The organism is Primorskyibacter flagellatus, assembly GCF_048268605.1.
Classification (GTDB): Bacteria; Pseudomonadota; Alphaproteobacteria; order Rhodobacterales; family Rhodobacteraceae; genus Primorskyibacter; species Primorskyibacter flagellatus.
The window spans coordinates 447,631-461,256 of record NZ_JBLWVF010000001.1; the positions used below are offsets into that span (position 1 = coordinate 447,631).

Below are 13,626 nucleotides of genomic sequence, written 5' to 3' on the forward strand. Positions count from 1 at the left end.
CGGTGCCAAAACGGTGGCGGCTCGGTTCTTTGGGACAGCTCTCGGGTTATCGCAAATCCTTGATTGGCTATTTCAGCATGATCGTTTTAATGACGTTGGGATACTTCAAACGGAATAGAGTGACGCATGCGAAAGCTGGTTGGATGGATCGCCACAATCTGGATAGCGCTGGCTGGCGCTGCTGCGGCGCAGGACCATCCGGTGGTGGTAGAGCTTTTCACCTCGCAGGGTTGTTCCTCTTGCCCGCCTGCGGACCAACTGCTGGGTGAGCTTGCCCGGCGTGACGATGTGATCGCTCTGGCGCTGCATGTCGATTATTGGGATTATATCGGCTGGAAGGATGTCTTCGCCCAGGCCGGGTTCACCAAGCGGCAAAAGGCCTATGCCGCGGCTGCCGGTCATCGCAGCATCTACACGCCGCAGATGGTTGTGCAAGGGACAGAGGATGTCGTCGGCAACCGCAGGATGGATGTGGCCGATCTGATCCGCAAACACGAATCGCAACGTCTGCCCGTGTTGGTGGAACTTGCCCGCAACGGTTCAGAACTGGTGATTTCGGCCCGCGCCCTGCGCTCTGCCGGACCGGCAGACATTCATCTGGTGCGCTACGAGCCCGAAACTGTTGTTGCGATAAAGCGCGGCGAGAATGCCGGGCGGACGCTGACCTACCACAATGTCGTGACTGACTGGCGGGTTCTGGGACGCTGGGACGGGCAGGGCACTTATAAGGCGCGCCTGCCGATTTCGGGTCCACGTCCACTGGTCGTATTGGTTCAGCGCGCCGGTCACGGCCCGATCTTGGCAGCTGCACGTTTGCGCTGACGTTTTGGCTTCCACCGGCGGTGGATCCAGAACCACTGTTCGGGATGGGCCTCGATCCGGCGTTCCAGCGCTTGTGTCACTTGCCGCATCATCTCTACCGGGTCGCCATGCGGCACCGGCTCATCGAATTCGATGTGGAAATTCTGCCCGTCCGGTTGTCTTGTACCGAAGAACGGGATCAGCAAGGCCCCGGTTTTTAGTGCGATATCGGCAGCCGAGGTGACCGTCGGGGCGGGCTTTCCCAAAAACGGCAATGGCGTGCCCGAACTGTCGTATATGTCGAACAGCAACACACCCATGCCACCCTCACGGATATGGCGCATCAACCCCAGCGTACCGCGGCGGCCCTGTTCAAAGACGGGGCCGGACAGGGCATGCATATTGGCGGCGTAATGTGCGTTGAAATAGGCGTTGGACATGGGCCGGTACAACCCGCCGATTTCGAATCCGCGCGCAACAAGTGCTGCACGAGGTGCTTCGAAATTACCAAAATGTCCGGTGACAAAAACCACCGGGCGGCCTTCGGCGCGGGCCTGTTCTGCGGCGTCAACACCCGGCCCGTGCACCGGCGTGTTGGTCATTCTGCGCAGCAAGCCTTTGACGTCGTAATTCTCGATCATCGTGCGCCCGGCATTGTCGGCCACGGCATCTGCGAGCTGCCTGCGTTCCGCTTCGGGCAGGTCCGGCCAGACATGGGCAAGGTTGGCCATGGCGCGGTCCCGGTATCCGGCAAGCGGCGCGACGATGCGGCTGATCAGCCGACCCATCAGCCAGAGCCGGGCACGCAGCGGCAAGACCAGTGCCAGCCGGATCATCGCCCGTAATGCGCGATCGGTCATCCAGTCGCCAAAGCTGCCCTTGGGGGGCGTCGAAGATGTCTTGTCTTGCACGTTTGTGGCGGCTTTCCTTGAAAGGACTGCCGAGACATAGGCCGAGGCAGGAACGATCACAAGCATCGGGCCATTTGTATCGCACCGTTACATTGCCAGTATCGGCTGAGTTCACTCTTCTTCGTCAGGCTGGACCAATGTGATCTCGCCGGCTTCGACCAAGGACAGTATACCGGCAACCACAGTGTTCATCGCCGCCTCGCCGTCCTTGCGTTTTGGCGTGCCGCGCTCTTCGATCTGTTCGCGAATCTGTTCCGACATGCGCTTGCCCAGATTTTCGAGCATGTGGTCGCGGGCCTCGTCCTGACCGATGGTCGCTGCAAAGGCCAGCGCGGTCACCATCGCGTCACCATCGGCGTCGCGCAGGATGCGCGGCACATCCAGCGCTGCGATCCGCGTCGGAATGTCAGAGAAGGTGAAGATCGCTTTGCGGACGGCTTGCGCAAAGACGCTGTCAGTCTCGTCCAATCCGCTCAGCACATCGTCGCGGGTCAGCGATGGTGAGACGTTCAGAATCGCCCCGACCCGATTTTCCGGAGCCGCATTGAAGGCGCGTTCGGGCTTGTTATCAAGCTGGCTTGCAAGGCTCAGACCGATCCGGTCAACGGCATCCGGGGTGACAGCGCCGGTCTGCGACACTGCGTAGGCGATCAATCTGGCCTGGGCACCGGGCAGCTTGCACAGCACCTCTGCCGCGCGGGTCACATCAATTTTTGACAGGGCAACGGCGGCAACCTCTGTGCTTTCAGCCTCGAGCATACGGCGCAATTCATCGGCCGATAGACGCGCGATGCGCGCCCACGGATCGCCCGCCTGACGCACGCCGGCCTCTTTGCGAAGGCGTTGGGCGGTCTGGGCGCTGATCTTTCCGTCCAGCGCCGACAAGGCCCCCGCGATCCCTTTGGGAAAGCTAAGCCCAACGCCGCCGAGTTCGTCGGCGAATTCGGTCAACACCTCGTTCAAAGTGTCGGTGTGCACATAGTGCATGTCGCCAAGCTGTTGGGTCAGCGTGGCCTGCAAGTCATCGGGCAGGGTGGTCAGGGCCACCTCTGCACCTTCATTCAGAATGAACTGCACCACGATCGCCGCCTTCTGGCGGCGGGTCAATACAGGGGTCATGCCGACCGGTGGGCGGGCGGCAGGTGAAGCCAATGTGGCGATCTGTGTCTGGTTCGTCATCCGTTCAGGACCTCGTCCGGCTACATCCCGTATGGTCCCGACCTAACCCGAGTCAGGTGAACAAACCCTGAACGAGTGACGTTTGATCGCAGTTTATTCTTTTTGCCTCAGCCGGTCACTTGCTCGACACAGCTGCCCGATGCGCTGTCATAGACAGTGCCCTGAGCGCAGGACATCGCCTCACTATGGCCCGAACAGGACGCCCAAGCGCCGACTGCGGGAATGATTGCCAGAGCCGTGGCGGCCAGAATTGTCTTGAGGTTCATTGCAATTCTCCATTTGGTCTGTGGAGACAACATAACACAGCCTTGGCCTGCGACAAAACGTGAAGACACAGGTTCAATGAGATCGGCGTCAGCTTGCCGTCGCGCGCCGGGCTCTGGCCGGAAGCGCTGGAACGTTCGGGCGTCTGTCTGTCAGCAAAAATAGCGACGCTTCAGGCAGGCACGAAACGCCTTCCTCGCGACGTTGGCAAAACGAAAAATCCCCCACTGTCGGACAGTGAGGGATCGCAATTTACGTGTCTAGTCGCTTCAGCCAAACACGCGTTTGAAGATCGTGTCGACATGCTTGGTGTGATAACCGAGGTCGAATTTCTCTTCGATTTCTTCTTTCGACAGGGCGGCTGTGACCTCGTCATCCGCCAGAAGCTCTGTCTTGAAATCGGCACCCTTCTCCCAGACCTTCATCGCGTTGCGCTGGACAAGGCGATAGGAATCCTCGCGGCTGACACCGGCCTGCGTCAGCGCCAGCAACACGCGTTGGGACATCACCAGACCTTTGAATTTGTTCATGTTGGCCAGCATGTTGTCGGGATAGATCACCAGCTTGTCGATGACCTGCGTCAGACGACCAAGCGCGAAATCCAGCGTGATTGTGGTGTCGGGGCCGATGTTGCGCTCCACCGAGCTGTGGCTGATGTCGCGCTCGTGCCAAAGAGCTACGTTTTCCATGGCAGGCACAACGGCCATGCGCACCAGACGCGCCAGACCGGTCAGGTTTTCGGTCAGAACCGGGTTGCGCTTGTGCGGCATCGCGGAAGAGCCCTTCTGACCGGCAGAGAAGAATTCTTCGGCTTCCAGAACCTCGGTGCGTTGCATGTGGCGAATTTCGGTCGCGACATTCTCGATAGAGCTGCCGACAACGCCGAGGGCTGCGAAGAACGCGGCGTGACGGTCGCGCGGGATCACTTGCGTGCTGATCGGTTCGGGCTTCAGCCCCAGCTTTGCGCAAACATGTTCTTCAACCGCGGGGTCGATATTGGCAAATGTGCCAACCGCGCCGGAAATCGCACCGGTGGCAATCTCGTCGCGGGCGGTGGCCAGACGGGTGCGGTTGCGGTCCATCTCGGCGTAGAAACGCGCGAAGGTCAGGCCCATGGTCGTGGGTTCGGCATGGATACCGTGGCTGCGGCCGATGCGAATGGTGTCCTTGTGTTCCAGCGCGCGGCGTTTCAAAGCCTCCAGCAGTTTGTCCATATCGGCAAGCAAGAGATCGGCAGCACGGACCAGTTGCACGTTGAAGGTGGTGTCCAGCACATCCGAAGAGGTCATGCCCTGATGCACGAACCGCGCTTCGTCATTGCCGATGATCTCTGCCAGATGGGTCAGAAAGGCGATCACGTCATGTTTGGTCACGGCTTCGATCTCGTCAATCCGGGCGACGTCGAATTCCACGTCCTTGGCTTTCCAGACCGCTTCGGCATTTGCCTTCGGGATGACCCCCAGTTCGGCCTGAGCGTCACAGGCATGGGCCTCGATCTCGTACCAGATGCGGAACTTGGTCTCGGGCGACCAGATTGCGACCATGTCGGGGCGGGAATAGCGGGGGATCATCGGCGGGCCTTCCAAGCTGCAAACGGGATTGCGCGGGGTTTAGACCCAAGCGGCCTTGCCCACAAGGCAGTAGCGCCCCGACCAGCGTGCCAGGGCAGCTGGTCGGGGCCGAAACGGTTCCTGACGTCAACCGGCGCGGCGCGTCAGACCAGTTCCGTCAGCACCTTCGCGCCGCGCTCCAAGCTGCGATGGACAGGACATTTATCCGCAATCTCCAGCAGTTTGGCGCATTGCTCTTGTGATAGCTCACCTTCAAGCGTGATCCGGCGGCGGAACGTGTCGATCTTGTCAGTACTTCCAGAGGACGCATCCTGCGCGTGGACCTTGTCGTGGCGAACATCCACCGAGACGTGATCCAGCGGCCAGCCCTTGCGGCGCGCATACATGCGGATCGTCATCGAGGTGCAGGCACCCAGACCGGCAGCCAGGAACCCGTAGGGCGACATGCCGCGATTGCTGCCGCCATAAGCCTCAGGCTCGTCGGCCAACATGTGATGATCCGGGCCGTTTTGTACGTCTTGCAGGAAGCCGTCCGGATCAGCCTCTGCCACGCGGACCACGCCTTCGGGCGCGCCGGGGGGCGGTGCGGGCGCTGGCAAATCAAGGTAGCGTCCGGCCCAGGCGGCAATTACCTGTGCTGCATATTCTGCATCGCTTGCGCGGCTGACCAGATGATCGGCATCGTCCAGCGTGACAAAGCTTTTCGGATGTTTCGCGGTGGTAAAGATGCGTGTCGCATTGGAGATGTCCACAACGCTGTCGCGCGGCGCATGCATCACCAGCAGCGCGCGTTTCAGCCCGGAAATGGCGCTTTCAAGCTTTTCCGACGTGACGTCCTGCACGAAACCCTGCGAGATCGTGAAGGTCTGCCCGCCCAGATCAACCTCTGCACGGCCATCCTCGGCAATCTTGTCCAGCGCATTGGCGAAGTTATGGGTCACATGGGCGGGATCGAAGGGGGCTGCGATGGTGACGACCGCGCGCACGCTGTCGATGCTGCCCGCAGCGCGCAGCACAGCCGCGCCGCCCAGTGAGTGACCGATTATCAGCGACGGTGCCATGCCGCGCGCGCTAAGATAGGCGGCGGCATTGTGCAGATCATGCACATTCGACGAGAAAGACGTATTGGCAAATTCGCCGCCTGAATGCCCAAGCCCGGTGAAATCGAACCGCAGAACGGCGATCCCCATCATCGCAAGCCGACCCGCGATCCGGCGCGCGGCGGCGATGTCCTTGGAGCAGGTGAAACAATGCGCAAACAGCGCCGTGGCCAGATGTGGGCCCTCCGGCAGATCAAGCCGCGCGGCGAGCGGGGCGCCCGCGTGGCCGTCAAAAGTGATACGTTCGGTGGCCATGGCGGCTCCTTTCTGATGTTATTGAAAGGGTAAGCAGACATGTGCCTGCCCGCCAGAGATGTGTCATGGCTGTCACGTCAAGGTGACGGCCGGTGTTGTTTGGTGTTCAGCAGAAATCGGATCTTGCGGGCGGAGTGGCCAATTTCGCATAACCGTCCGCACGCCTGATGCTGGTCAGTCTTGTCGCGTTGCAACGCGCCCGCCGCCTGTTGCAACCATCAAGAGCGGGCGCATCTTCATCTAAAGCCTTGCATTTTCCCTTTAAGTCATTGATAAGTAAATGTTAAAGGTGATATTTAACTTACCCTCCGATCCGTTGGGCCGCGTAGACAATCGCGCGTTGATAGTTACCACTGTCATTCCAGGCAGACAGCGCCTGAAAGTTGCGTGTGCCTTCGCCATAAGGTTGACCGGGCTGCCAGCCGTTCTGGCGCAGCATATTGGCGGCAGAGGCCAGCGCGTCGACCGCGCTATACGGATCGGCCTTGCCATCGCCGTTGGCGTCAACACCGTAGCGCAGCCAGTTCTCGGCCAGAAACTGCATATGCCCCAATTCGCCCGACGGGCCACCCTGCGTGCTGGTCGAGATCACACCGCGATCCACCAGTTTCAACGCCGCGATCGCGCTGCCTTCAAAGCGCGGATGCCGTCGGCAATAGGAGGCCAGCGTGACCGCCCCGTCGACGATGGGCGTCTTGCCAAGATAGCCGCCCCAGCTTGTTTCCAGTCCCCAGATTGTCACCAGAAGGTCGGCCGGTACACCGTAAGTGCGTTCGATCGATGAGAACGTGTTGGGATTCTTGCTTTTCTTCGAGCGCGCCATGTTGATGAAACTTTGCGCAGAGCTGCCCGAACGCTTGGCGAGAAACGCCGCCGGATCGCCGTATGAGACGCCGCTTTGGCTGGACGGGTTGGATTCGAACCGCCATGTCAGGCTGGACAGGGATGCGCTGCCAAGCGCCTGAAGGCCGCTCTGGCCCACGCCATTGGACGCGGCCTGTTGGCTGAGACCCTGCTTATAGGCACCAAAACTGCCCTTGTTCGTGATGCAATTCGCCGCCAATGCCGGAGAGGCAGTCAGCAGCGACAGGAAAAGAGCGGTGAAAATCGGACGCATTGCGGTCTCCGGAATAGGTAACTGATCCAGACGACCCTACCCGCAGAGATGCTCTGGGCCAAGAGGGAAGGCAAATGCGGTTTTTCGGTACGGTGACGCGCGCAGGAGCGCGTGAAAGCGATGTTCTTTTCGAAGGCAGAAAAGAAAAGGGCGTCCGTGAAGACGCCCCGTTCCGATAGCTGTGCAAGCTGGAAATCAGCAGCTGTAATACATTCCGAACTCGACCGGGTGCGGTGTTTGTTCGTAAAGTTCGACCTCTTCCATCTTCAGTTTGATATAGCCGTCGATCTGGTCTTTCGTGAACACGTCACCTGCCAGAAGGAAGCCGTGATCTGACTTGAGCGCCTCCAACGCCTCGCGCAGCGAGCCGCAGACCGTGGGGATGCCTTCCAGCTCTTCCGGCGGCAGGTCGTACAGGTTCTTGTCCATCGCTTCGCCCGGATCAATCTTGTTCTTGATGCCATCGAGACCGGCCATCAGCAGGGCAGCAAAGCACAGATAGGGGTTTGCTGCGGGATCGGGAAAGCGTGCCTCGACGCGTTTTGCCTTGGGCGATTCGGTCCACGGAATACGAACGCAGCCGGACCGGTTGCTGGCCGAATAGGCGCGCAGCACAGGAGCCTCGAAGCCTGGGATCAGCCGCTTGTAGCTGTTTGTCGCCGGGTTGGTGAAGGCGTTGAGCGTCTTGGCATGCTTCAGGATGCCACCGATGAAATACAGCGCTTCCTGGCTGAGATCGGCATATTTGTCGCCCGCGAACAGCGGTTTGCCGTCTTTCCAGATCGACATGTTCACATGCATGCCGGTGCCGTTGTCGCCGTAGATCGGCTTGGGCATGAAGGTCGCGGTCTTGCCGTAAGCCTGCGCCACGTTGTGAATGACGTATTTGTATTTCTGCAACTCGTCGGCCTGCTTTGTCAGCGTGCCGAAGATCAGGCCCAACTCGTGCTGACAGGACGCAACCTCGTGGTGGTGCTTGTCGACCTTCATGCCGAGCCGCTTCATGGTGGTCAGCATTTCAGCGCGGATGTCCTGCCCGTCATCGATCGGATTGACCGGGAAGTAGCCGCCCTTCAGGCCGGGGCGGTGCCCGGTGTTGCCCATCTCATATTGTGTGTCGCTGTTCCAGGACGCATCCATCGCATCAACTTCGTAGGATACCTTGTTGATAGAGTTTGAAAAACGAACATCATCGAACAGAAAAAATTCGGCTTCCGGACCCCAGTAGGACACGTCGCCGATGCCCGAGGATTTCAAGTAAGCCTCTGCCTTTTCCGCGGTGCCGCGCGGGTCACGTTCGTAGCTTTCGCCGGTATCCGGCTCGACGACAGAGCAATGGATGCAAAGCGTCTTTTCCGCGTAGAACGGATCAATATAGGCGCTTTCGGTGTCGGGCATCAGCTTCATGTCCGAGGCTTCGATCGATTTCCAACCGCCAATCGAGGAGCCATCGAACATGAAGCCCTCTTCCAGGAAATCTTCGTCGACCAGATCCGAGACCACCGTGACGTGCTGCAACTTGCCGCGCGGGTCGGTGAAGCGAATATCGACATAGGCGATATCCTCGTCCTTGATGGTTTTCAGAATTGCGTCATTGCTCATCTTTGGTTGTCCTCTTCTCATCGCGTCCCGGCCGGTGGCCGTGAGCTTTCAACTGGAATTGAATTCGGGTGGGAGTGTTGAAGCATCGAGGCCCCGGATCAGGTCCGGGGCAGGCTCAGAGCGCGTCTGAGCCGGCCTCTCCGGTTCGGATGCGGATCGCCTGTTCGACCGGGCTGACGAAAATCTTGCCGTCGCCGATCTTGTCGGTCTTGGCCGCGTCGATGATTGCCGCGATGGCATCATCGACCAGATCATCGTCCAGCACGACCTCGATCTTCACCTTGGGCAGGAAATCGACGACATATTCCGCGCCTCGGTAGAGTTCAGTATGGCCCTTTTGGCGTCCGAAACCTTTGACTTCGATGACGCTCAATCCCTGTATGCCGGCATCTTGCAGGGCTTCTTTCACCTCATCAAGCTTGAATGGCTTGATAATCGCCTCGATCTTCTTCATCTGAAATCTCCGTCGCAACAGGTGTCGCTAGGGATTGATCATGTGGGGCACCATGGCTCAATCGGATTCGGGTGCTATGGCTGTTTCGACGCCGGATGTCAGAATTAAATGCACATAATTTGTGCGTTCTGACTTAATAATGCGCGATCAGAAAACTCTGTATGCGAATCTGCGCGGTTGTCCTCTTGTAAGCTATGTCCTGAAGGGCGGATAAGAGGTCGAGCTTTTACACCAGTGACAGGACAGTTGTGCATGACCGAGCTTCTGACTGCCGCGCAGATGCGCGCCATTGAACAGGCCGCGATAGACAGCGGCGAGGTTAGCGGACTGGAATTGATGGAGCGGGCAGGGCGGGGCGTCGTCGAGGCGATTTTCGAGGAATGGCCGGAGTTTGCGCGAGATGCGATGCCGGAGCGGGGGCCAGCCCCCGCACCCCGGGAGTATTTGGTCCAAGAAGAAGAGACAAGTATTCTGCGGGCCGTGGTGCTGTGCGGGCCGGGGAACAATGGGGGGGACGGGTTTGTCGTGGCGCGGTTGCTGCAGGAACAGGGCTGGAAGGTGCAGGTTTTCCTCCATGGTGATCCGTCGCAACTGCCGCCTGACGCGAAAGTGAATTATGAACGGTGGTGCGCGCTGGGGACGACCTATTCATTTTTGCAATACGAAGAAAAGTTTTGGAATTGCGACCTGCTGGTGGATGCACTGTTCGGAACAGGGCTTAAGCGCGCGCTTCGAGAATTTGATGGCCTATTCTCAAAAATGGAAAATATGGTGGGGTGCCGTCCCATTAAGGTTGGGCATGAAATTGGTCGGGCGGCCATCGTCGCCATCGATCTTCCAACTGGTATTTGCGCTGATAGTGGCCGGATCTTCGCGATTTCAGACTCTCGCCATGGGGTCTCAGCCAGCGCGCATCTTACAGTGACCTTTCATAGCATGAAATTGGGGCACGTCTTGGCCGATGGACCAGATCATTGTGGCAAAGTCGTCGTCAAAACTCTGGGGATTGAGGCATTTGCTTTCCGGTGGTCGCGTGAAGGTCCGGACAGGCAGCGGGAAGTGTGGCTTGAGCAGGTCACGCTTGCCAAAGATTCGATCTGTCTCGGAAAAGAAGATTATCAGCACAAATACTCTCATGGCCACGCCCTGATCTTGTCCGGTGGTGCCGGGCGCACGGGGGCGGCGCGGCTTGCAGCGCGGGGCGCGTTGCGGATCGGGGCGGGGCTGGTGACTTTGGGGGTACCCGGCTCGGCGCAGATGGAGGTGGCCTGTCAGATCACTGCGATGATGCTGAAGCGTGTTGAGGATGGCGACGGGCTGGCTTCGGCGCTGGAAGACGGGCGCATCAATGCGCTGTGTCTGGGGCCGGGGCTGGGACTGGATGAGCGCGCGACGGGGTTGGTCGCCGCAGCGCTACGCGCCCCGGCCCCCGAGCCGGGGCCTTCTGTTTCGCAAGGCCCCGGGCCAAGCCCAGGGCGGGCAGTGCTGCTGGATGCTGACGCGCTGAGCCTGCTTGCGCGCGACCCGGATCTGTTTGCGTTGCTGCATGATCAGTGCGTGCTGACGCCACATGCGGGCGAATTCAAGCGGCTGTTTCCAGACATCGCTGAGAAATTGAACGCTGCCGCAACGAAAGGTCCGGCCTATTCCAAGGTTGATGCCACACGTGCGGTGGCCAAACGGGCGGGATGCGTGGTGCTGTTCAAGGGGGCGGAGACGGTGATCGCGGATCCTTCCGGGGCTTGCACGATAAACTTGGCCAAATATGATCGTGCCGCACCTTGGCTCGCGACGGCCGGGTCGGGGGACGTGTTGGCGGGGTTCATCGCCGGATTGCTGGCGCGCGGTTATTGTCCGATGGACGCCGCTGCGAGTGCCGCCTGGCTGCATGTGGAATGCGCGCGCAGCTTTGGGCCGGGCTTGATTGCTGAAGACCTGCCGGAGGTTTTGCCCCAGGTTCTGAGTCGTGTCCTGGGTTCTTGACATCCACTGTGTTTCGGCCGCGTACCGCCGGTGCCGGAATAACCCTGCAGCCCTGTCTGTTTCAGGCGAATTTTCCGCTCGCATCCGGCTTGCGGGTTTGCTAGACAGCGCCGGACTTGGGCGGCCCGTTGGGCTGCCTCTTGGGTTTTTGCGGGTGTGGCGAAATTGGTAGACGCACCAGATTTAGGTTCTGGCGCCGCAAGGCGTGGGGGTTCAAGTCCCTCCACCCGCACCAGAGGATGAGAAAAAGGACACGTAAATGCAGGTCACCGAGACTCTGAACGAAGGGTTGAAGCGCGGATACGCGATCACCGTCAGCGCTGATGAGCTTAGCGCGAAGGTCAACGAAAAGCTGGCCGAAGCGCAGCCCGAGGTCGAGATGAAGGGCTTTCGCAAAGGTAAGGTTCCGATGCCGCTGCTGAAAAAGCAGTTCGGCCAGCGTTTGCTGGGCGAGGCGATGCAGGAAACCATCGACGGCGCGATGAACCAGCATTTCGAAGACAGCGGCGACCGTCCTGCCGCCCAGCCAGAGGTCAAGATGACCAATGAGGACTGGAAAGAAGGCGACGACGTCAATGTCGAGATGAGCTATGAGGCGCTTCCGACGATCCCCGAGGTCGATCTGAGCGTGATCAAGCTGGAAAAGTTGGTGGCCAAGGCGGATGACGCATCGGTGACCGAGGCGCTGGAAAATCTGGCCGAGACCGCGCAGAATTTCGAGGACCGTGAAGAGGGTGCCGCAGCCGAGGATGGCGACCAGATCGTGATCGATTTCGTCGGCAAGGTGGATGGCGAAGCATTCGAGGGCGGCTCTGCCGAGGATTATCCGCTGACGCTGGGATCAAACAGCTTCATCCCCGGTTTCGAAGAGCAACTGGTCGGCGTGAAAGCGGGCGACGAGAAAGCCGTCGAAGTGTCGTTCCCAGAGGATTATCAGGCCGAGCATCTGGCGGGCAAGGCGGCGATCTTCGATTGCACCGTCAAGTCCGTGAAGGCATCTCAGGCTGCGGTAATCGACGACGAGCTTGCCAAGCGTTTTGGTGCCGATGATCTGGCCGCGCTGAAAACCCAGATCGCCGAGCGTCTTGAGGCTGAATATGCGGGCGCTGCGCGCGCGGTGATGAAGCGCGGCCTGCTGGATCAGCTGGATAATGTCGTCAGCTTCGAACTGCCGCCGTCGCTGGTGGATGCCGAAGCCAAGCAGATCGCGCATCAGCTGTGGCACGAGGAAAACCCCGAAGTCGAAGGCCATGATCACGATCCGGTAGAGCCCACCGAAGAGCACAATAAGCTGGCCGAGCGCCGCGTGCGTCTGGGGCTTCTTCTGGCGGAACTGGGCCAGAAGGCCGAGATTCAGGTTACCGATGCCGAGATGACGCAAGCAATCATGAACCAGGCGCGGCAGTATCCGGGCCAGGAACGTCAGTTCTTTGAGTTCATCCAGCAGAACCAGCAGATGCAACAGCAGATGCGCGCGCCGATCTTCGAGGACAAGGTCGTCGACCACATCGTTGAACAGGCCGATGTGACCGAGAAAGAAATCTCGAAAGATGAGCTGCAAAAGGCCGTCGAGGCGCTTGAAGAAGACGAATAAGCCCCGTTACCTACGGAGTTTCATAAAACCGCGCCTCTCGCAGGCGCGGTTTTTTGCTGGCCTAGGGGAAGGCCAGGCCGCGGCACAAAAAAAGACCGCGCGGGGTGGGCCCGCGCGGTCTGAACGCCCCGAATTGGGGGCATTGCTGTCGGCTTAGTCTTCGGTGGACTCGGCTTCGGCCTCGGCTGCGGCGTTGACCACATCGCGGGGCGCGTCGTCGTCCTCGGCGGCAGAGCCGATATCGTCGAACAACTCGGCGATCTCGAAATCTGCGGCGGCCTCTTCTTCGGCGGCCAGTTCCTGGATCGACTTGCCGGACGCCTGAAGCTGCGCCTCTTCGGGCGAACGGGCGACGTTCAGCGTGATCGTCACCATGACCTCGGGGTGAAGGTTCACCTCAAGTTCGTGCAGACCCAATACCTTGATTGGCTCGCGGATGATGATCTGCTTGCGGTCCAGCGAGAAGCCAGCCTCGGTCGCGGTGTCCGCGGCGTCACGCGTGGTGACAGAGCCGTAGAGGTTGCCGCCGTCAGACGCTTGGCGAATCACGACAAACTGTTCGCCGTCAAGCTTTGCTCCCAGCGATTCGGCTTCCTTGCGGCTGTCGAGGTTGCGGGCTTCGAGATGCGCTTTTTGTGCTTCGAATGCCTTGATGTTGTCTTCCGACGCGGTCAGGGCTTTCTTCTGCAACAGCAGATAGTTGCGGGCGTAGCCGGGCTTGACGTCAACGACGTCGCCCATCTGGCCGAGTTTCGCAACGCGTTCGAGAAGGATGACTTGCATGATGCTTACTCC

General features: G+C 59.7%; 12 protein-coding genes and 1 tRNA gene. 4 read left to right on the top strand and 9 right to left on the bottom strand.

From position 1 onward, the window contains the following. Nucleotides 1-126: 126 nt before the first annotated feature. A complete protein-coding gene (locus ACN0WV_RS02120) occupies nucleotides 127-822 on the top strand; it encodes a DUF1223 domain-containing protein (protein ID WP_084349891.1) in 696 nt (231 codons plus the stop codon). Here ACN0WV_RS02120 and ACN0WV_RS02125 read toward each other — a convergent pair. The 8 genes from ACN0WV_RS02125 to ACN0WV_RS02160 form a co-directional block, all read right to left on the bottom strand. Then, on the bottom strand, nucleotides 786-1,661 hold the full coding sequence (locus ACN0WV_RS02125; protein ID WP_417603820.1) for a lysophospholipid acyltransferase family protein: 876 nt from the start codon (nucleotides 1,659-1,661) through the stop codon (nucleotides 786-788). The two genes, ACN0WV_RS02120 and ACN0WV_RS02125, sit on opposite strands and share 37 nt — an antisense overlap. A 162-nt stretch (nucleotides 1,662-1,823) precedes the next feature. Beyond that, nucleotides 1,824-2,891 carry a flagellar motor switch protein FliG gene (locus ACN0WV_RS02130; RefSeq protein ID WP_417603447.1) on the bottom strand — a complete coding sequence of 356 codons (1,068 nt, stop codon included), beginning with the start codon at nucleotides 2,889-2,891 and terminating at the stop codon, nucleotides 1,824-1,826. A gap of 107 nt (nucleotides 2,892-2,998) precedes the next feature. Further along, nucleotides 2,999-3,157: an adenylosuccinate lyase gene (locus ACN0WV_RS02135; protein ID WP_143514456.1), complete on the bottom strand. Its 159-nt coding sequence runs from the start codon at nucleotides 3,155-3,157 to the stop codon at nucleotides 2,999-3,001. Nucleotides 3,158-3,424: 267 nt separating this feature from the next. Continuing rightward, a complete protein-coding gene (gene purB / locus ACN0WV_RS02140) occupies nucleotides 3,425-4,726 on the bottom strand; it encodes an adenylosuccinate lyase (RefSeq protein WP_417603449.1) in 1,302 nt (433 codons plus the stop codon). Between the two features lie 143 nt (nucleotides 4,727-4,869). Then, nucleotides 4,870-6,081 carry a bifunctional alpha/beta hydrolase/OsmC family protein gene (locus ACN0WV_RS02145; protein ID WP_417603451.1) on the bottom strand — a complete coding sequence of 404 codons (1,212 nt, stop codon included), beginning with the start codon at nucleotides 6,079-6,081 and terminating at the stop codon, nucleotides 4,870-4,872. Between the two features lie 301 nt (nucleotides 6,082-6,382). After that, nucleotides 6,383-7,198 carry a lytic murein transglycosylase gene (locus ACN0WV_RS02150; protein WP_084349896.1) on the bottom strand — a complete coding sequence of 272 codons (816 nt, stop codon included), beginning with the start codon at nucleotides 7,196-7,198 and terminating at the stop codon, nucleotides 6,383-6,385. Nucleotides 7,199-7,393: 195 nt separating this feature from the next. Beyond that, nucleotides 7,394-8,800 carry a type I glutamate--ammonia ligase gene (glnA, locus tag ACN0WV_RS02155; protein WP_084349897.1) on the bottom strand — a complete coding sequence of 469 codons (1,407 nt, stop codon included), beginning with the start codon at nucleotides 8,798-8,800 and terminating at the stop codon, nucleotides 7,394-7,396. 115 nt (nucleotides 8,801-8,915) lie between these two features. Continuing rightward, nucleotides 8,916-9,254 (bottom strand): P-II family nitrogen regulator, encoded by a 339-nt coding sequence (locus ACN0WV_RS02160; RefSeq protein ID WP_417603454.1) that lies wholly within the window; start codon nucleotides 9,252-9,254, stop codon nucleotides 8,916-8,918. 252 nt (nucleotides 9,255-9,506) lie between these two features. Between ACN0WV_RS02160 and ACN0WV_RS02165 the strand changes: the two genes are divergently transcribed. From ACN0WV_RS02165 to tig, 3 genes are all read left to right on the top strand, one after another. Next, a complete protein-coding gene (locus tag ACN0WV_RS02165; protein WP_417603456.1) occupies nucleotides 9,507-11,237 on the top strand; it encodes an NAD(P)H-hydrate dehydratase in 1,731 nt (576 codons plus the stop codon). Nucleotides 11,238-11,387: 150 nt separating this feature from the next. After that, nucleotides 11,388-11,472, top strand: a tRNA-Leu gene (locus tag ACN0WV_RS02170). Nucleotides 11,473-11,496: 24 nt separating this feature from the next. Then, the gene (tig, locus tag ACN0WV_RS02175; protein ID WP_417603458.1) at nucleotides 11,497-12,831 is read left to right on the top strand and encodes a trigger factor; all 1,335 of its coding nucleotides are present in this window, start codon (nucleotides 11,497-11,499) and stop codon (nucleotides 12,829-12,831) included. 153 nt (nucleotides 12,832-12,984) lie between these two features. Here the strand turns inward: tig and rplI are convergent, their stop codons facing one another. After that, nucleotides 12,985-13,614, bottom strand: coding sequence for a 50S ribosomal protein L9 (gene rplI / locus ACN0WV_RS02180; RefSeq protein WP_417603460.1), 630 nt, complete (start codon nucleotides 13,612-13,614; stop codon nucleotides 12,985-12,987). Between the last annotated feature and the right edge of the window lie 12 nt (nucleotides 13,615-13,626).